This window comes from Sphingomonas sp. (assembly GCF_039595165.1).
In the GTDB taxonomy this organism is placed as follows: domain Bacteria; phylum Pseudomonadota; class Alphaproteobacteria; order Sphingomonadales; family Sphingomonadaceae; genus Sphingomonas.
In genome coordinates this window covers 28795-48626 of record NZ_JBCNMA010000017.1, presented here as the reverse complement: position 1 = coordinate 48626, position 19832 = coordinate 28795, and the positions used below count along the sequence as shown (strand labels likewise).

The 19832-nt window shown below is 68.0% G+C and carries 14 protein-coding genes; 10 read left to right on the top strand and 4 right to left on the bottom strand.

Translation table 11 applies throughout. From position 1 onward, the window contains the following. The 10 genes from rhmD to ABDV68_RS05100 form a co-directional block, all read left to right on the top strand. Positions 1–969 (top strand): L-rhamnonate dehydratase (rhmD, locus tag ABDV68_RS05145; RefSeq protein ID WP_343518604.1); only part of this gene is annotated, 969 nt, incomplete at its 5' end. Positions 970–992: 23 nt separating this feature from the next. After that, a complete protein-coding gene (locus ABDV68_RS05140; RefSeq protein WP_343518602.1) occupies positions 993–1850 on the top strand; it encodes a fumarylacetoacetate hydrolase family protein in 858 nt (285 codons plus the stop codon). Beyond that, positions 1847–2599 carry an SDR family NAD(P)-dependent oxidoreductase gene (locus ABDV68_RS05135; RefSeq protein WP_343518601.1) on the top strand — a complete coding sequence of 251 codons (753 nt, stop codon included), beginning with the start codon at positions 1847–1849 and terminating at the stop codon, positions 2597–2599. Before ABDV68_RS05140 ends, ABDV68_RS05135 begins: the two co-directional genes overlap by 4 nt. 1 nt (position 2600) lies before the next feature. Beyond that, positions 2601–3527, top strand: coding sequence for an amidohydrolase family protein (locus ABDV68_RS05130; protein ID WP_343518600.1), 927 nt, complete (start codon positions 2601–2603; stop codon positions 3525–3527). A 3-nt stretch (positions 3528–3530) separates the two neighbouring features. Then, positions 3531–6599: a family 78 glycoside hydrolase catalytic domain gene (locus ABDV68_RS05125; RefSeq protein WP_343518599.1), complete on the top strand. Its 3069-nt coding sequence runs from the start codon at positions 3531–3533 to the stop codon at positions 6597–6599. Between the two features lie 14 nt (positions 6600–6613). Beyond that, a complete protein-coding gene (locus ABDV68_RS05120; RefSeq protein ID WP_343518598.1) occupies positions 6614–7282 on the top strand; it encodes an aspartate/glutamate racemase family protein in 669 nt (222 codons plus the stop codon). After that, a complete protein-coding gene (locus tag ABDV68_RS05115) occupies positions 7279–8526 on the top strand; it encodes an MFS transporter (RefSeq protein WP_343518597.1) in 1248 nt (415 codons plus the stop codon). The genes ABDV68_RS05120 and ABDV68_RS05115 overlap by 4 nt, the downstream gene beginning before the upstream one ends. Then, a complete protein-coding gene (locus tag ABDV68_RS05110; protein WP_343518595.1) occupies positions 8523–10580 on the top strand; it encodes a beta-galactosidase in 2058 nt (685 codons plus the stop codon). Before ABDV68_RS05115 ends, ABDV68_RS05110 begins: the two co-directional genes overlap by 4 nt. Then, positions 10580–12646 carry a beta-galactosidase gene (locus tag ABDV68_RS05105; protein ID WP_343518594.1) on the top strand — a complete coding sequence of 689 codons (2067 nt, stop codon included), beginning with the start codon at positions 10580–10582 and terminating at the stop codon, positions 12644–12646. Before ABDV68_RS05110 ends, ABDV68_RS05105 begins: the two co-directional genes overlap by 1 nt. Then, positions 12643–13845 carry an SGNH/GDSL hydrolase family protein gene (locus tag ABDV68_RS05100; protein ID WP_343518593.1) on the top strand — a complete coding sequence of 401 codons (1203 nt, stop codon included), beginning with the start codon at positions 12643–12645 and terminating at the stop codon, positions 13843–13845. The genes ABDV68_RS05105 and ABDV68_RS05100 overlap by 4 nt, the downstream gene beginning before the upstream one ends. 227 nt (positions 13846–14072) lie before the next feature. Here the strand turns inward: ABDV68_RS05100 and ABDV68_RS05095 are convergent, their stop codons facing one another. The 4 genes from ABDV68_RS05095 to ABDV68_RS05080 all read right to left on the bottom strand — a co-directional run bounded on the left by ABDV68_RS05095 (position 14073) and on the right by ABDV68_RS05080 (position 19827). Next, a complete protein-coding gene (locus ABDV68_RS05095) occupies positions 14073–15116 on the bottom strand; it encodes a hypothetical protein (RefSeq protein WP_343518592.1) in 1044 nt (347 codons plus the stop codon). An 11-nt stretch (positions 15117–15127) separates the two neighbouring features. Next, the gene (locus ABDV68_RS05090; protein WP_343518591.1) at positions 15128–17335 is read right to left on the bottom strand and encodes a hypothetical protein; all 2208 of its coding nucleotides are present in this window, start codon (positions 17333–17335) and stop codon (positions 15128–15130) included. Further along, entirely contained in the window at positions 17335–18939 is a 1605-nt protein-coding gene (locus ABDV68_RS05085; RefSeq protein ID WP_343518590.1) for an alpha-L-fucosidase, read from the bottom strand. The genes ABDV68_RS05090 and ABDV68_RS05085 overlap by 1 nt, the downstream gene beginning before the upstream one ends. A gap of 105 nt (positions 18940–19044) precedes the next feature. Continuing rightward, positions 19045–19827 (bottom strand): FadR/GntR family transcriptional regulator, encoded by a 783-nt coding sequence (locus tag ABDV68_RS05080; protein ID WP_343518588.1) that lies wholly within the window; start codon positions 19825–19827, stop codon positions 19045–19047. Positions 19828–19832: the final 5 nt, after the last annotated feature.

Sequence of the window (19832 nt, the reverse complement as noted above, 5' to 3'; positions counted from 1 at the left end):
GCCATAGTAGGAGAGCCGGCCTGCTTCATCGTCGAGAAGCATCTCTCGCGCTTCCTGATCGGGCGCAGCCCGGCCGAATATGAGAAGATCTGGGACCAGATGTACTTCTCGACGCAATATTATGGCCGCAAGGGGCTGGTGGTGAACGCCATCTCGGGGGTCGACCTTGCGATCTGGGACCTGCTCGGCAAGCTGCGCGGCGAGCCGGTCTATCACATGCTCGGCGGCGCGGTGCGCGACGAGCTGCAATTCTACGCCACCGGCGCGCGGCCCGACCTGGCCAAGCAGATGGGGTTCATCGGCGGCAAGCTGCCGCTGCACCATGGCCCCGCCGAGGGGCTCGAGGGGCTCGAGAAGAACATCGCCGACCTTGCCGACATGCGCTCAAAGTGCGGCGACGATTTCTGGCTGATGCTCGATTGCTGGATGAGCCTCGACCTCGACTATGCGACCCGGCTCGCGCATCGCGCCTATCATGAGTGCGGGCTCAAATGGATCGAGGAAGCGCTCTCGCCCGACGATTACTGGGGCTATGCCGCATTGAAGCAGAACGCCCCCAAGGGCCTGCTCGTCACCACCGGCGAGCATGAGGCGACGCGCTGGGGCTTTCGCATGCTGATGGACATGGACTGCTGCGACATCATCCAGCCCGATGTCGGCTGGTGCGGCGGCGTCACCGAGCTCATCAAGATCGCCAACTATGCCGACAGCCGCGGCGTGCTCATGGTCCCCCACGGCTCGTCGGTCTACAGCTACCACTTCGTCATCACCCGCCACAACTCGCCCTTCGCCGAGTTCCTGATGATGCACCCCGGACCCACCGAGGTCGTCCCCATGTTCGCCCCGCAACTCCTCGGCGAACCCGTGCCCCAGAACGGCAAGATCCGCGCCAGCGAACTCGACAAACCCGGCTTCGGCGTCACCCTCAACCCAGACATCGCGCTACACCGGCCCTATCCCGCCAACTGATTCTCCAGACTGAAGGACTCGACATGAAGCTCTGCCGTTATGGCGCCCCCGGCGCCGAGAAGCCCGGCCTGATCGACGCCGATGGCCGTATCCGCGACCTGTCCAATTATGTCGCCGATATCGACGCCCGGACGCTGTCGAAGGAAACGCTGGCGAACCTCGCCGCTGTCGATCCCGCGACGCTCACGCTGGTCGAGGACGGCGTGCGCTACGGCCCCTGCGTCGCCGGCACGCGTCAGTTCGTCGCGATCGGCCTCAACTATGTCGACCACGCGCATGAATCGAACCTGCCGATCCCCGAGGAGCCGGTGGTGTTCAACAAGTGGGTGAGCTGCATCCAGGGTCCGAACGATCCCGTGACGATCCCCAGGGATTCGAAGAAGACCGACTGGGAAGTCGAGCTCGGCATCGTCATCGGCACCGCCGCCAATTACGTGTCGGAGGCCGATGCGCTGGATCATGTCGCCGGCTATTGCGTGGTCAACGACGTGTCCGAGCGCCACTGGCAGGCCGAGCGCGGCATGACCTGGGACAAGGGCAAGGGCTTCCCGACCTTCGGTCCGATCGGCCCGTGGCTGGTCACCGCCGACGAGGTGGGCGATCCGCAGAACCTGTCGATGTGGCTGTCGGTCAACGGCAAGAAGGTCCAGGACGGCAACACCAAGACGATGATCTTCAACGTCGCGCAGATCGTCTCCTACCTCTCGCAGATCATGACGCTGCTGCCCGGCGACGTGATCACCACCGGCACCCCGCCGGGCGTGGGCCTCGGCCAGAAGCCCGAGCCCTGGTATCTGAAGGCCGGCGACGTGGTGGAGCTCGGCATCGAGAAGCTCGGCCAGCAGCGCCAAGACTTCGTCGCATGGGCGCCGGCCAAGTGAGCGCGTACGCGGGCCGTTTCGCCGGGCGTACGGCGGTGATCACCGGCGGCGCGTCGGGCCTCGGCAAGGCGGTCGCCAAGCGCATCGTCGCCGAGGGCGGGCAAGTCGCTTTGTGGGATCTCAGCGCAGACAATCTCGCGGCGGCGAAGGACGAGGTCGGCGCCGCCGACGTCCAGGCGCTCGACGTGTCGGATCAGGCGGCGGTCGAGGCCGCGGCCAAGGCGAGCGCCGCGGCGCTGGGCGGCAAGGTCGACGTGCTGGTCTGCTCGGCGGGCATCACCGGGGCGACCGCGCCGGTGCATGAGTATCCGGTCGACAGCTGGCTTCGCGTGTTCGACATCAACGTCAACGGGCTGTTCTACTGCAACCGCGCGATCGTGCCGCTGATGCTCGCGAACGGCTATGGCCGCATCGTCAACATCGCCTCGGTCGCGGGCAAGGAAGGCAATCCCAACGCCAGTGCCTATTCGGCGTCGAAGGCGGCGGTGATCGGCCTCACTAAGTCGCTCGGCAAGGAGCTCGCGGGCAAGGGCGTGATCGCCAACGCGCTGACCCCGGCGACGTTCGAAAGCCCGATCCTGGCGCAGCTGCCGCAGAGCCAGGTCGATTACATGCGCTCGAAGATCCCGATGGGCCGCCTCGGCGAGGTCGACGAGAGCGCCGCCATGGTCTGCTTCATGGCGAGCGAGGAGTGCAGCTTCACCACGGCCTCGACCTTCGACACCTCCGGCGGACGGACCACCTTCTGACATGAGCACCCCAGAGTCCTTTGGGCGCCCGCCCCTCGTCGACGCGCACGTCCATCTCTGGGACCTGTCGCACATCCGCTATCCGTGGCTCGCGCCGCCGTACGACGACAATAATCCCAACGGCAGCGTAGAGCCGATCGCGGTCGACTATCCGCTCGACGCCTATCTGGCCGATGCGGCGAAGTGGGACGTGCGCGGGATCGTGCATATCGACGCGGGGGCGCATTCCGAGGACTCGCTCAAGGAGACGCAGTGGCTCCAGGCAATGGCCGATGAACGCGGCTTGCCGACGGGGATCGTGCCGTTCGCGGCGCTCAATGAGCCGGGGGTCGAGGCGCTGCTCGCGGCGCACGCCGAGCATCGCAACGTGCGCGGCATCCGCCACATCATCAACTGGCATCCCGATCCGGTGCGCAGCTACTCGCCCGCCGACGTCACCACCACCGACGAATGGGAGCGCGGGTTCGGGCTGCTCCGCAAGTTCGACCTGAGCTTCGACCTGCAGGCCTATCCCGGCCAGTTCGCGCATCTCGCCGAGCTTATCGCACGGCATCCGGACACGCAGGTGATCCTCGACCATACCGGCATGGCGATCCCCGGCGACGAAGATGGCTGGGGCGTGTGGCGGCGCGGCATGGCGGGCTTCGCGGCCTTGCCCAACGTCGCGGTCAAGATCTCGGGCATGGGCTTCACCTGGCGGCCATGGGACGCCGAGCAGGCGCGGCCCTATGTGCTCGAGACGATCGAGCTGTTCGGCACCGATCGCGCGATGTTTGCGAGCAATTTCCCGACCGACAAGCTGTTCGGCAGCTTCGACAAGCATTTCGACGCTTATGACGCGATCACCGCGGACTTCAGTGCGGACGAACGCGCGGCGCTGTTCGGCGGCAACGCCAACCGCATCTACCGGCTGGGGATCGAGCTCTAGGCCATGCGCGTCACCGACCTTCGTGCCGAATACACCGTCGATCTGCTCGGCACGGAGGTGCGGCACCCGCGCCTGTCGTGGCGGATCGAGGATGCCGCGCGCCAGACCAGCTATCGTATCCGCGCCGCGGCGAGCGAAGCGGCGCTGAACGCCGGTGGGCTGCTGTGGGACAGCGGCGAGGTCGCCAGCGATGCGACGATCGACATCGCCTATGGCGGCCCGGCGCTCGCGTCGATGCAGCGCGTGTGGTGGACCGTCGAGGTCGACGGCGCGGTGACGTCCGAGCCGGCATGGTTCGAGGCGGGGCTGCTGACGCCGGACGACTGGCGCGGCGAGTGGATCGAGGCGGAGGACGCATTCGCCGCCGCCGATCGCGCGGCGGGGGTGAGCTGGACGTGGGGCGAGACCTCGCTCGACGCGCGGCCGCACGCCTTCCGGCTCGATTTCGACGCGCCGGCCGATCTGGTCTCGGCCGAGGTGCTGATCGCGGGCAAGGATCATCTGCGCGGCGTGTGGGTCAACGGCGCCAAGTCGCCGCTCGACTGGCATTTCGACTGGGACACCTATCTGCCCTTCTGGGGCACGCTCGCGCCCTATGCAGGCGAGGTGAAGCCGGGCCGCAACAGCGTGTGTGCGCTGGTCGAGGCGGACACGACCGGCTTCTTCCCGGTCGACGGCGGCGCGTTCGCCGCGCTGATCCGGCTGCACCGCGCCGACGGCAGCGTCGAGCGGATCGTGAGCCGTGCCTTCCGCGTGATGCCCGATGCGCCCGAGGACTGGACCGAGCCGGGCTTCGACGCGAGCGGCTGGGCGGCGGCGGTGCCGAGCACGAGCTGGGCGCAAGGCGACCCGCGGCCGAGCGAGCCGGCGATGCTGCTGCGGACCGGGTTCGAGGTTTCGAAGCCGGTCGCCTCAGCGCGGCTCTATGCGACGGCGCTCGGCGCCTATGACGCGCGGATCAACGGCCAGAAGGTTAGCGAGGCGATCCTCGCGCCCGAGATCACGGTGGCGAAGCGCCATATTCTCTACCAGACCCACGACGTCACCGGCTTGGTCGCGCAGGGCGAGAATGCGCTCGGCGCGGTGGTCGGCGACGGCTTCTACGCCTCGCCGTTCGGGTGGCGGATCGAGCGTTATGGCTTTGGCCCTGCGCCGCGGCGGTTCCGCGCGATGCTGCGGATCGACTATGCGGACGGCTCGCACGACTGGGTGACGACCGGGCGGGGCTGGAAGATCGCGAGCTCGCCGATCCTCAAGTCCGAGATCTATGACGGCGAGACGTTCGATGCGCGGCGGATCGTGCCGGGCTGGTCGGCGCCGGGGTTCGACGCGTCGGGCTGGGCGGAGGCGAAGGTCGGCGTGGCGCCGAACGCGAAGCTGGTCGCGCAGACCTCGCCTTTGCTCGAGCGCACCGGCGCGCGCCGCGCGGTTTCGGTCAGCGAGCCGTTGCCCGGCCGCTTCGTGTTCGACTTCGGCCAGAATTTCTCCGGCTGGGTGCGTATCCGGGCCACCGGTCCGGCGGGCACGACGATCACCGCCAAGTTCGCCGAGCTGCTCAACCCGGACGGGACGGCGGACCTGTCCAACCTGCGCCTCGCCAAGGCGACCGACAGCTTCACGCTGGCGGGGACGGGGGCGGTCGAGAGCTTCGAACCGCACTTCACCTATCACGGTTTCCGCTATGTCGAGGTCGAGGGCTATCCGGGCACGCCGACGGCGGACGATATCGAGGGCGTGATCGTCCACAGCGCGTGCCGCGAAGTGGGTGAGATGACCTTCCACGACGCGCCGTTGCTCCAGCAGATCTGGAACAACGCGCTGTGGAGCCAGCGCAGCAACTTCTTCGCGGTGCCGACCGATTGCCCGCAACGCGACGAGCGGATGGGCTGGATGGGCGACATCCAGGTGTTCCTCGACGCCGCCGCGTTCAACATGGAGGTCGATCCCTTCATCCGCCGCTTCCTGCTCGAGGCGCGCGCGGCGCAGCGCGAGGACGGGGCGTATCCGATCGTGGTGCCGCAGCCCTTGTCCTTCCCCGACGTGGTGACGGCGGGGTGGAGCGAGGCCGGGATCATCCTGCCCTGGCAGCTGTGGCAGCGCTATGGCGACACCGCGGTGATCGACGAGAATTGGGACGCGATGGAAGGCTGGATGGCCTATGTCGCGCGCACCAATCCCGACCATGTCTGGCGCAACGACCGCGGGCTCGATCTCGGCGACTGGCTGTCGGTCGACGCGATCAAGCCCGACGACGAGACCACCCCGCGCATCCTCTGCGCGACCGCCTATTGGGCCTGGTCCGCCGAGCTGATGGCCGAGATGGCGGCCGCGACGGGGCGCGACGCCGACGCGGTGCGCTACCGCGCGCTGCGCGAGGCGATCGGTGAGGCCTATGCCGCCGAGTTCGTGGGCGCGGACGGGGTGTGCGGCAATGGAAGCCAGACGAGCCAGGTGCTCTCGCTCGCCTTCGGGCTGGTGCCGGAAGACCGCCGCGCGGCGGCGGCGCAGGTGCTGGCGAAGGAGATCCGCGGGCGCGGGATGAAGCTGTCGACTGGCTTCCTCGGCACGCCCTATCTGCTCGATGTGCTCGCCGATGCGGGGCTGTGGGAGGAGGTCAGCGGCCTGCTGCTCCAGACCGGCTATCCGAGCTGGGGCTATATGCCGCAGCAGGGCGGGACGACGGTGTGGGAGCGCTGGAACGGCGACACCGGCGACCTCAGCATGAACAGCTACAACCACTATGCCTTCGGTGCGGTGGTCGGCTTCTTCTATCGGCGGCTGGCCGGAATCGCGCCTGCCGCGCCGGGCTTCCGCCGGATCGCGGTGCGGCCGGTATGGCTGGCCGAAGTGGGTCGCGTCGCGGCGCGGTTCGATTCACCGGTCGGGCTGATCGCGACCGAGACGGGCGGCGATGGCGAGGGGTTGAAGCGGTTCGCGCTGACCGTGCCGGCCAACACGATCGCCGAAGTCGAACTGCCGGGCATTGGTTGGCGCGGCGTGAGTAACGCCCGCGAGGATGAAGGATCGACCCGCTTCGAAGTCGGCGCGGGCAAATACGAATTCACAAGATAATCGAGAGGATTGCGATGCCGACGCTGGGACTGATCCACAACTCGCCGATGCTGGCGGGCGTGTTCAACGAGATCGCGGCGCGGGCGATGCCCGATGTGCGCATCCTCCACTTCGTCGACGAGAGCACGATCAAGAACACCATCGCCGCCGGGCACTTGCAGAAGGCGACGATGCGGCAGGTGATCCGGCTGGTCGGATCGACCTTCGACGCCGGCTGCGACGTGGCGATGGTGACCTGCTCGTCGATCGGCCGCGCGGTCGAGATGGCGGCGGAACTCTATGAGCAGCCCGTCCTGCGCGTCGATCGCGCGATGGCCGAGCAGGCGGTGGCGAGCGCCAGGCGCATCGGCGTGGTCGCCACGCTCTCGACCACGCTCGATCCCACCGCCGACCTCGTCCGCCGCGTCGCCGCCGAGCAGGGCAAGGACATCGAGCTGGTCGCGCATCTGTGCGAAGGCGCGTTCGACGCTGTGATGAAGGGCGACGGCGCGACGCATGACCGCATCGTCGGCGAGGCGCTGACCAACGCGCTGGCCGATGTCGACGCGATCGTGCTGGCGCAGGCATCGATGGCGCGCGTCGTCGCGAGCCTGCCCGACGGCGCGGTCAAGGCGCCGGTGCTGTCGAGCCCCGAGCTCGGCATGCTGCGCGCGGCCGAAGTGCTCAAGGGTCTCGACGCGTGAAGAAGCGGCATGTCGTACTCGGCCTGCTCGCCGCGCTCTCGGTCATCACCTTCATCGACCGGATGGCGATCGCGGTCACCGGCACGGCGATCCAGAAGGACCTCGGCCTTACGCCGTCGCAATGGGGCTGGGTGCTGGGCGCCTATACCTTCGCCTACGCGGTGTTCGAGGTGCCCTCGGGCGCGATCGGTGACCGCTATGGCTATCGCAAGGAGCTGACCCGCATCACTGTGTGGTGGTCGTTCTTCACCGCGATCACCGCGGCCTGCGTCAATTTCTGGCAGATCACCGCGGCGCGCTTCCTGTTCGGGCTCGGCGCTGCGGGCGCCTATCCCAATATGTCCGGCGTGCTCTACCGCTGGTTCCCCAAGCGCGAGCGCGCGCGGGGGCAGGGCGTGATCTGGGCGGCGAGCCGGCTGGGCGGGGCGCTGGCGCCGCTGTTGCTGGTGCCGATGAACACGCATCTCGGCTGGGAGATGGTGTTCGTCATCCTGGGCCTGATCGGCTTCGTCTGGGCGATCCTGTGGTGGCGCTGGTATCATGATCGTCCGGCCGAGCAGCCCGGCATCACGGCGGAGGAAGTAGCCGAGATCGGCGACGATGCCGGCGCCGGCCATGCGGGCACGCCGTGGGGCAAGCTGCTCGGCCTGCCGCAGCTGTGGCTGATCGGCGTGGCCTATTTCTTCTATGCGTTCGGCAGCTGGTTCTTCTTCGGCTGGTTCGCGCAGTGGATGACCAACGGCCGCGGCTTCACCCCGGCCGAGATGGCCTTCTATGCCGCGATCCCGTTCCTGCTCGGCATCGTCAGCAACCTGATCGGCGGGGTGCTGAGCGACCGGCTGGGCGCGCGGATCGGGTTCAAGCTCGCCTATCGCCTGATCACCAGCGTGTGCCTGACCGTCACCGCGGCGCTGCTGCTGGCGATGAGCCTGACGCCGGACAAGACCATGGTCGTGATGCTGGCGGCAGCGAGCTTCGCCGTGATGGACCTGATGCTGCCGTCGGCCTGGGCGATGTGCATGTCGATCGGTGGGCGCTACGGCGGCACCGCGACGGGCTTCATGAACATGCTCGGCAATCTCGGCGGGTTCATCTGCACCGTGGCCACCGGATACATCATTGCGGGCACCGGCAGCTACGACCTGCCGGTGCAGGGCATCGCGCTGATGGTGCTGATCGCCGCGGGGCTGTTCGCGCTGATCGACAGCTCCAAGGGCTTCGACCAGAAGGCGGCGACGGCATGAAGCGGCTTCTGGCATTCGCGCTGCTCGCGGCGGCGCCCGTCCTTCCCGCGGCGGCGCAGACCGATGCGCCGGCGGGCCAGCAGCAGTTCGAAAAGCTGTGGCTCGGTTCCGCCTGGTATCCCGAGCAATGGCCCGAGGAACGCTGGGCCGAGGATCTGCGCCTGATGAAGGCGCATGGCGCCAATGTCGTGCGCATCGGCGAATATGCCTGGAGCCGGATGGAGCCGGAGGAAGGCAAGTACGACATGGACTGGCTGGTGCGCGCGGTGCGGCTGGCGGCCAAGTACGACATCAAGGTGGTGATCGGCACGCCGAGTGACACGCCCCCCGCCTGGATGACTCAGAAATACCCCGACGTCTCGCAGATCCAGAGCAACGGCCAGAAGGTCGGTCATGGCGGGCGGCGCCAATTCTCGATCTCGTCGCAGCGCTATCGCGACTTCTGCCGCGAGATCGTGACGCGTATGGCGCAGGCGCTGGGCAAGGAGCCCAATGTCATCGGCTGGCAGATCGGCAACGAGCCGACCGACGAGAGCTACGACCCCGAGGCGCGCGCAGCGTGGGTCGCCTGGCTCAAGCAGCGCTACGGCACCTTGGACAAGCTCAACGACGCGTGGACCACGCAATATTGGTCGCAGAGCTACACCGCCTGGGAGCAGGTGCCGTTCAGCAACGACAAGGCCAATCCCGGCTGGATGCTGGAATTGAAGCGCTTCATCACCTCGCAATGGGTGGGCTTCCACAAGAACCAGCTCGACGCGATCCGCGCGCACGCGGCGCCGTCGCAGTTCATCACGGTGAACTTCGGCGGGCTCGGCTGGGCCAATCGCTTCGACCGCTACGCCGCCAATCGCGACCTCGATTTCACCTCGTGGGACAATTATGTCGGCTCGGGGCACTTGAAGCCCTATCGCAACGGCGCGACGCACGACCTGGTGCGCGGGTGGAAGCGCAAGAATTTCTGGGTGATGGAGATCCAGCCCGGCTATGTGAACTGGGCGGGGGTGAGCAACATGCTCTATCCCGGCGAGACGCGGCGCATGGCGTGGCAGGCGATCGGCCACGGATCGGACGGCATCCTCTATTGGCAATGGCGCAACGCGCTCAACGGGCAGGAGACGCTGCACGGATCGCTGATCGGCGCCGACGGCAAGCCGGTGCCGGTCTATGCCGAGGTGCAGCAGATCGGGCGCGAGATGGCCAGGGCGACGCCGCTGATCGCGGGCACGCATCCGGTGTCGCCGGTCGCGGTGCTGCAGGACTATGCCAGCCGCTGGGCGATCGACTTCCAGCTGCACCACAAGGACTATGACCAGATCGAGGTGCTGCTGGATTACTACCAGCCGCTCAAGGACGCGCTGGGCGCGGTGGACATCGTCGAGGCGGAGGTGGCGCCGCTGTCGGGATACAAGCTGGTGGTCGCGCCGAGCCTCAACGTGATCAGCGAGACGACGGCGAAGCGGCTGACCGATTATGTCCGCAGCGGCGGGCACCTGATCCTCGGGCCGCGATCGGGGATGAAGGACGCGTTCAACGCGCTCGAGCCGCAGCGCCAGCCGGGGCCGCTTGCTGAACTGCTCGGCGGGCGGGTCGAGCAATATTACGCGCTCGACGAGGAAATCGAGGTCGGTGGGGGCAAGGCGACGATCTGGGCCGAGCAGCTCTCGACCAGCGCGCCCGATACCGAGACGTTGCTGCGCTACGGCAAGGCCAATGGCTGGCTCGACGGCAAGCCAGCGGTGATCAGCCGCAAGGTCGGCAAAGGGCGCATCACCTATGTCGGCGCGTTAGTCGACGATGCGGTGATGAAGACGCTGATCGACGGGGCGCTGGCCGGCGCTGGCGTGGCGCGTGACCTCGCCGTGCCGGCGGAGGTCGAGCTGATGACTCGCGAGGGGCAGGAGCGGCGGATCGTCATCCTGATCAACCATGGGCGCACGGCGCAGACCGTGACCTTGCCCGAGCCGATGGCCGACATCCTCGCCGGCGGCACCAAGTCGAGCGTCACGCTGCCGGTCGAGGGTGTGGCGGTGCTGCAGCGCAGGGGGAAATGATGCGGACGATCCTGCTGGCCGCGGCGGCGGCGGCGCTGGCGCTGGTCCCGGCGGCTTCGGCGCAGACCGCGTTCCCGAACCGCGCGACCGCCTTCGCCGACCGGCCCGCGATCGCCGTGGGCGTCGCCTGGTATCCCGAGCAGTGGCCCGAGGCGCGCTGGGAGGTCGATCTCGACCTGATGAAGGCGTCGGGCTTCAACACCGTGCGCATCGGCGAGTTCGCCTGGGCGCGAATGGAGCCGGAGGAGGGCAAGTTCGACTTCGCCTGGATGGACCGCGCGATCGATGCGGCGGTCAAGCGCGGCTTCATGGTCGTGATCGGCACGCCGAGTGCGGCGCCGCCGGCGTGGCTCACCCAGAAATACCCCGATACGCTGCGCGTCGATGAGAATGGCCAGCGCGCCAGCCATGGCGGGCGGCGGCACTTCTCCTTCGCCAGCCGGCGCTATCGCGAGCTTTCGCGCCGCATCGCGGTGGAGATGGCGAAGCGCTACGGCAAGCATCCCGCGGTGGTCGGCTGGCAGATCGACAATGAGGTCGGGCCGCCGTCATGGGATGCGGAATCGGTCGCGGCATGGCATGCGTTTTTGAAGCAGCGCTACGGCACGATCGACGAGCTCAACCGCCGCTGGACGACGCAATATTGGTCACAATCCTATAACGACTTCGATCAGGTCCCGCTGCGCCAGACCGGGCAGCAGAACCCCGGGCTGCTGCTCGACTTCCGTCACTTCACCACCGCGGTGTGGACCGACTACGTCCAGAACCAGGCGCGCGCGATCCGGCCGCTGATCGCGCCGCGGGCGTGGATCACGACCAATACGATGTTCTGGAACGCGGGCTTCGACCATTTCGTGATGCACCGCGATCTCGATATCGCGAGCTGGGACAATTACATCCCCGACGGGCGGCCCGACTGGGTGGCGAACGGCGCCAATCACGACCTCGTCCGTGGCTACAAGCAGCGCAATTTCTGGTTGATGGAAACTCAGCCTGGCCGGGTCGACTGGGTGCCGGTCAACCGCGCGCTCGATCCGGGGCAGGTGCGCGAGCTGGCGTGGCAATCGGTCAGCCATGGCTCGGACGGGGTGCTCTACTGGCAGTGGCGCCCGGCACGGAACGGGCAGGAGACCTATCACGGCGCGGTGCTGGGGCAGGACGGCACGCCCAATCCGATCCATGCCGAGATCGCGCAGATCGCGAAGGAGCTGACTGCGGCCGGGCCGCTGCTGGCGGATACGGGCCCGGCGGCGAAGGTCGCGATGCTTTGGTCCTATGACAGCCGCTGGGCGATCGATCTGCAGCGCCACCATCGCGAGTTCGATCCGGTGAAGGCGTTCACCGACGTCTACCGCCCGCTGCGCGTGCAGAGCCAGGGCGTGCACGTCGTGTCGCCGGATGCCGAGCTGAAGGCTTATCCTTTGGTGGTCGCGCCCAACCTCAACGTCGTGACTCAGGCGCAGGCCGACCGGCTTGCGGCCTATGTGCGGGGCGGCGGGCATCTCGTGCTCGGGCCGCGCTCGGGGATGAAGGACGACGCCAACGCGCTGTGGCCGCAGCGCCAGCCGGGGCCGCTGGCTGGGCTGCTCGGCGCGACGGTCGAGCAATATTACGCGCTGGACGTGCCGGTCGGGATCAAAGGCGAGCTGGGCGAGGGGAAGGTCGCGATCTGGGCCGAGGACATCCGGCCCGACGCGAAGGACGTGCGCGTGCTGGCGACCTATACCGATCCCGGCGGCTGGCTCGACGGCAAGCCCGCGGTGGTGACGCGCAAGGCCGGGCGCGGCACGATCACCTATTTCGGTGCGTGGCTCGATCCTACGACGATGCAGGCGCTGGCGGCGCGGTTGCTGGGCGAGGCGAAGATCGCGCCGCTCGTGCCCGGCGCGCATGCCGATCTCGAGATCAGCGAGCGTGCGGGAGGCGGAAAGCGGGTGATGATCGTGATCAACCATGGCAGCGGCGCGCGGCCGCTGGCGCCGCCCGAGGGTGCGCGCTTCGTCAGCGGCGATTGGGCGGACGGCCAGATGAAAGCGCACGGCGTGGCGCTGTTCCAGCTCAAATGAGGGTGCTGCTCGCCTCCGCCGCCGCGTTGCTGCTGATTGGCGCGGCAGCCCCCGAGCGTTGGATCGCGGCCTGGACTGCGCCGCCGATCGGCTATGAGCCCAAGATCCGCGACGGGCTCGGCCGGCCCTATCGCGACGAGACGGTGCGCCAAGTGGTGCGCGCGGGGATCGCCGGGCGCACGCTGCGTATCCGCCTGTCGAACGAGCTGAGCGATGCGCCGCTGAAGCTGGGCGGCGCGTCGATCGTGCGGCTCGATGCCCAGGGAGCACCGGTGCCGGGGAGCCTGCGAGCGCTGCGCTTCGCGGGCAGCGGCGAGGTGATCATTCCAGGCCGGGCGCCGTATCTGAGCGATCCCGTCGACTTCCCGGTGGCGGCAGGCGAGCGTTTTGCCGTCTCTGTCCACTATGCCGGCGAGAGCGAGGCCGCGGCGCATGCGCAGATGGTCGATATCGCGCCCGGTAACCAGACGGAATCGGTCGCGCTGACCGACGCCAGGCGGGCGCGGGCCTCGGGCATCGTCTCGGGCGTCGAGGTGACGGGCAGCCGCGAGAGCCGCGTGCTCGTCGCATTCGGCGATTCGATCACCGAGGGTGCCGGCGCGACGCAGAGCAAGGCGATGAGCTGGCCCGACCAGCTTCAGCGGCTGCTCGCGGCCAATGCGCGCGGGCGCTGCTGGTCGGTCGCCAATGCCGGGATCAGCGGCAACCGGCTGCTGAGCAGCGGGCGCGGCCCGAATGCGCTGGCGCGCTTCGAGCGCGACGTGCTGAGCGTGCCGGGCGTGACGCATGTCGTGCTGCTCGAGGGGATCAACGACATCGGCAAGATCGCCGATCCGGCGCGCGCGCACGAGCAGGCGACCGCGGCGCAGATCATCGCCGCGCACCGCCAGTTGCTCGCGCGGGCCAGGGCGGCGGGGCTCAAGGTGATCCTCGGGACGCTGCTGCCCTATGAGGGCGCGGCCTATGCCGATGCGGCGGGCGAGCAGCGGCGGCAGACGGTCAATCGCTGGATCCGCGACAATGCGCGCCAGTATGATGCGGTGATCGACTTCGACGCAGCGATGCAGGAGCCGGGCAAGCCCAACGTGATGCGGCTGGCGTGGCAGATCGGGGATCATCTGCACCCGAACGATGCGGGTTACACGGCGATGGCGCAGGCCGCGCTGCCGGTGGTGCTGCGGCAGGGGTGCGGGCGGTAGAAGAGACGCGATCAAGGCTCTCGCGCCGAAAGTCGACACTGGCTTTACACTATCGCGCGGACGTGCGGCGTTGACGAAGTTGACGGGTTCGCGCGGCGGGTGATCCCCGGTTCAAGAGCGGCCGGGACATGCTCCAGCAGCGGGCGCCGGCAGCGGAAGTGGAGCAGGCGAATTCCAACATTGCAAGAGGATTGAGGGGTGACGGAGTCGCTCACCTCGCCCTCACCTCACCACGGCTTCGACCGCGCCACCGCCAGCCCGCGTACGTCGTTCGGCCATTTCCCGCTGACCGCGCAGTAGAAGTGATAGAGCGCCCCGTCGTGCCAGATCACCGCTGGCTTATGCGCGTATTTCTCGTCGATCGACCCCGGCGGACCGACGTCGATCAGCACCTCGCTCGACTTGGTGAAGCTGGTCGGGCCGTCGCCGAGCGCGATCAGGTCGCGGGCGAAGCCGTCGGTCGACAGGCCGAAATAGAACATCGCCCATTGGCCCTGGTGCGTCACCACCACGGGGTCGCTGGCGAAGCGGTCGTCGGGCGAGCCCTTGGGGCCGTTGACCAGCAGCGGGCTCGCCGGGTGGCGCGTCCAGGTCTTGAGGTCCCTGGAGATGGCGAGGCCGGTCTGTTCCTTCCACGGGCTGCCGGTGGTCTTGGCGTTGTAATAGAGGTGGAAGGTGTCGCCGACCTTGATGAGGTAGGGCTTGTAGAGCCCGCCGCGCTCCCATTCGGCGCCGTCCTCGGCGCGCAGGATCACGGGCCCGCGCTCCCACTTCATGAAGTCCTTGCTGAAGGCGAGGCCGATCACCGCCGGACCTTCCTCATAGCCGGGGCTGGGATAGGCGTGCCACGCCGCGACGTACTGTCCGCCGATCTTCACCAGCCGCGCGGGGCTGCGCAACTCGTTCTCGCGCAGGATCGAGGCGCAGGCGATGTTGTGGCGCGTGACCGGATCGCTCGGGTCGCGCGACATGATCATGCCGAGCCGCTTCCAGTTCAACAGGTCGCGCGATTCGCAGATGCCGGTCTGGTAGCCGGAGCCGTCGAAGCCGACATAGGTCAGGTAGAACTTGCCGTTCGCCGAGAAGACGAACGGGCAGTCGACCGCCTTCTCGTCGAAGCTGCCCTTCACCCCCGAACCGCCGAGGATCAGCCTGGGATGCTTGTAGGGCGTGCGATAGGGCGCCAGCGGATCGCGCGCGGCCCGGGCCGGGAGCGCGGTGAGCCCCGCGCCCGCGAGCGCACCGCCGATCAGGTTGCGCCGGTCGATCATCGAATTTCTCCCTAGCGGATCACGCGCACGAGATAGGAGGCCGCGGCGGGGGTGCCGACCTCGATCTCCCAGCCCGGCTCGATCATCCTGCCGCGGATCTCGGGTCCGATCGGCCGCGCCGATCCGTCGAGCGGCTGCGCGAAGACGCCGACCGCGCCCTCGAGGTCCTTGAGCTGGATCCAGCCGGTGATCGGCTCGATCAGCGTCGGCGCGGTGCCCCAGTCGGTCAGCATCGCGCGGCGCGCGTCCCACTTGGCGCCGGTGTTCTCGACCCGGCCGGTGGTGGTGAGCAGCATCCGGTCGGAAATGTTGATCGGCTTGCCGTCGAGCGAGGACAGGGTGATCGCGGCGAAAAGGTTCCTGATCTCGGCGCCGAGATGCCGCGTCTGCGCGTCGCGATTGGCGGCGACGAAGCCGACCAGCCCCTGGCTCAGCGGACTGTCGATCCGCACCAGCCCGTCCTTGCCGCCATTGGTCTGCCAGCTGAGCTCGCCGGTGTCCGACACGATCGGATTGGCGGCGGGCAGCGGCGCGGGGAGCGAGGGCTTGCAGTCGATACAGGCGATGCGCGAGCCGTGGCGCAGCGGGATCGTCATGTCGAAGCCGGGCGAATAATAGGGCATCGCCGCGCGCGGCATCCGCGCCGCGTCGCTGATCTGCTCGGCGGAGTAGGAGCGGGTGAGCGTCCGCTTCGCCGCCGACACGTCGCCGCGCAGGAAGATCATCGCCCCCGCCGGCATCTGGGCCATCTTCACCGGATCGAGCGTGATGTCGAAATGGTCGCCGATCGCCGGCTTCCATTCGCCCGCGATCTTGGTCTCGAAGGTGTAGAAGAAGATGCCGTCCCAGTCCTGCAACGCCGCATAGGAAGCGAGGATCGGGATCATCTCCGCGCCATAGTCGCTGGGGAAGGGGTGATTGACCTCGCTCACCGTGAACGGCTTGCCCATAGCGGTGCTGCGCGCGAGCTTCTGGATGATCGAGAGTTCAGGCGCATTGACCATCGGCTCGTTGCGGCGGCCATAGATCGCCGGGTGCTGCCAATAGACATGCGCGTCGAGCAGGTCGGCGGCTAGTGCGGTGCGCATCAGCGGCTGGTTGGCCATGAAATAGGTGTGGTCGGCGGTCGGCACGATCGGGACCTTCACGCCGATCTCCTCGCGCAGGAAGCGGCGCATGTCGGCGTGGAAGTCGAGCTCGACTTGCGTCACGAACTCGAGCTCGGAATCGAAGCGCAGGCGCGGGGCGGTGGGGTGGTCGCCGCGGCGCATCAGCGGGATCGGCTGGCCCTCGCCGACGCCGGCCATGTCGCGCAGGCTGGCGATCTCCCTAGGCGTGCGGTGCTTGCCGAGCCAGTCATTGTACATGCCGACCAGCAGCTTCTGGTAATGCGGCGTCATGTCGAGCTGGGCGTTCTCGCCGCCCGGCACGCGTTCGCCGCGCAGCCAGTTGCGCATCCAGAATTCGAGCAGCGAATTCTCGTTGACCACCTCGACCGTCATCACCGCCGGGTCGTCGGCATAGCGCAGGCCGGTATAGGGGTTGGTGTGGCCGAGCAGCTTGCGCGCATAGTCCTTCTGCAGCGCGATCAGCTCGGGGCCGAAATAGGTGAAGGCTTTGAACGGCGCGATCAGATCGGCGTCGGGAACGCCGTCGCCTTTCTTGAAGCGGCGGCCGACATTGAGGTTGAAGTTGACGTAGATGCCGTTCTTCTTGAGCTCGGCAATCCAGAAATCGAGCCGGTCGAGCCGTTCGGGATTGAAGCTCTGGCTGTCGGGAAGATCGTCGCGGATCAGCCCGCGCGGGCGATGCGTGAACGGCCCCGCCGCCGGACCTCGCGCGGCCCCCTCGTTGCGTACCGGCGCGATCGAATCTGGCATGTCGAGGAAGTGGAGGCGCACGCAATTGACGCCGAGCCGGGCCAGCGCCTTGGCATAGGCGGTCGCCGCGCCATGCGCGGGGATCTCGTCCGATCCGACCGCCCAGCCGGTCATGTTGACGCCCCAGCAGCGGAAGCGCTTGCCGTCGCCGCGCCACAGCTTGCCGTCGCGCGCCTGGACGAAGCCGTGCTTGCCCGCCGGCCCGTCGAGCAGGAAGCGGGCATCGGCGGAGGAGTCGACGCGCACCTCATGGTCCACCGGATAGGGCTGGAGCGCGATCTCCTGGCTCGATGCGGGAACGGCGGCGACGACTGCGGCGAGCAGGAGCGCCAGCCGCATCAGCGCACCTTGATCCGCAGCGCGTAGGGCATGCCGTCGCTACTGTCCGCCGGCAGCTTGAGCTCGAGCCCGCGCGCGGTCTGTTTCCAGCTCAGCTTGCCGCCGTCGAGCAGCTCGATGCGCTTGATCGCGGCGGGCAGGTACGGCGTGCCGGCATAGAGCGTCTTGACCAGCACGACGCCGTCGGCGGGCCGCTCGAGCCCGAGCGCGTAGAGCGTGTCGCCCTTGACCGTGAAGCGGATGTCGGCGGTGGTGAACCCCTTCTTCGCCGATTCCTCGACCTGTCCGCCGACGCGGACCTGGCCCGAACTGGTCGGCCCCTCGCCGAAATATTTGAACGGGCGGGTGCCGTAGATCGCCTCGCCATTGACCTTGAGCCAGGCGCCCATGCCCTTGAGCACGCTCGCGATCTCCTGGGGAATCGTGCCGTCGGCCTTGGGGCCGACGTTGAGCAGGAGGTTGCCGTTCTTGCTGACGATGTCGATCAGGTCGGCGATCAGCGACTTGGGCGTGCGGTAGCTGTCATTCTGGGCATAGCCCCAGCTGTGCACGCTGACCGAGGTGTCGGACTGCCAAGGGGTGAGCTTGAGCGCGTCGCTCTTGCCGCGCTCCATGTCGAACATCGCCGAGCCCTCGGCGAATTGCGAGCCCTTGTAGGCGATGATCCCCGGCGCCTTCCACCCGGCGGACCGGTTGTAATAATAGGCCGCGGTGTCGCGCATCAGCGGCTCGTAGAGCGGGGCCGAGGTCCACCAGTCGAAATAGATGAGCTCGGGCCGGTACTTGTCGATCAGCTCCGAGGTGCGCGCCATCCAGTCGTCGAGGAATTCCTGGCTCGGCGGCATCCAGTTCTGGAGCTGGCCGCTGTCGGGCCAGGTGTCGGGGTCGTCCGACGGCAGTCCCGTGGGCGCGGCGGGACCGTAGAGGCCGCGGTTCTTCGGATCGGCGACGTCGGAGGGGAAGCTGCGTCCCTTGTGATACCACCACCAATGCTCGGCGCGGTGCGAGGACAGGCCGAAATGCATGCCGTGCGCGCGGGCGGCCTTGGCGATCTCGCCGGTGACGTCGCGCTTGGGCCCCATGTCGGCGGCGTCCCAGCGCGTGAAGTCCGAGGCGTACATCGCGAAGCCGTCGCAATGCTCGGCGACGGGCACGACGTAGCGCGCGCCGGCGTCGGCGAAGAGCTGGATCCAGGCGGCGGGATCGAACTTCTCGGCCTTGAACAGCGGGATGAAGTCCTTGTAGCCGAACTTGTCCTGCGGGCCCCAGGTGGCGCGGTGGTGCTCATAGGCCTTGTTGCCCGGCACATACATGTTGCGCGAGTACCATTCGTTGGCGAAACCCGGGACCGAATAGACGCCCCAGTGGATGAAGATGCCGAACTTGGCGTCGCGGAACCATTCGGGGGTGCGATAGCCGCGCAGCGAATCCCAGTCGGGCGCGAACGGACCGGCGGCGACGCCCTGCCTGACCTTGGCGAGTTGCGCGGCGACGGCCTCTTTCGGCGTCTCCATCGGCCATTGCTGCTGCGGTGCGGTCTGCGCCTGCGCCGATGACATGCTCGCGACGAATGCGAGCGCGGAAAGCGTGCCGAGCCTGTTCACGCAGCGATCCCCTCTCAACGTATATAATAGGATTATTTACCTATCAGACAGGCGTGCGCACCGCAATGCGCGCGCTCGCTCATTTGTCGGAGAAGATCGGGGGCATCAGCCCATCGAGGAGCTGGTATCCTGAAGCGCGAGCTCGACCAAAATCCGCATCGCCGCCTCGGCCTCGTCGGCGTCGCCGGCGATGATCGCGTCGCCGACGCGGACATGGTCGGGCACCGGGTCGCGCGGCAGCGCGCGGACGCGCTGCTTGAACTGGGTGGTCCAGCTCACCGCGGCGCCGATGCTCGCGCTCAGCGTGATCAGCACGTCGTTGCGCGAGGCGCGCAGGATCGCGTCGTGGAAGTCGCGGTCGGCGGCGCGGCCGGCCTCGGTCGCCAGCGTGTGCCGGCGCATGCCGGTCAGCGCCTCGCGCAGCGCGCGGATGTCGGCCTTGTCGCGCCGCTCCGCCGCCAGCCGCGCGGCGGCCGGCTCGACGATCGCGCGCAGCTCGAACAGGTCGCGCACATAGCCAATGTCGGGCTCGCCCGAGAACGCCCAGGCGAGCACGTCGGGATCGAGCAGGTTCCAGCGGCTGCGCGGCAGCACGCGCGTGCCGGCCTTGGTCCGGCTCTCGACCAGCCCCTTGGCGGCGAGCACCTGCACGGCCTCGCGATAGGCGCTGCGCGAAACGTTGAGCGCGGCGGAATTGTCGACTTCGCCGGTCAGCCGCTCCCCGGGCTGGATCGCGCCGCTGACGATCGCCGTGCCGAGATAGTGCGCGACGGCCCCGCGCAGCCGGCGTCCGGTGCCGCGCTCGCTGCGACCGGATCCGCTTGCCGGAAAGATGCCCTCGTCTGGATTGTCGTCGCCCAACTCGCGTTTTTCCCGCGTTCTCTTCATCGCGG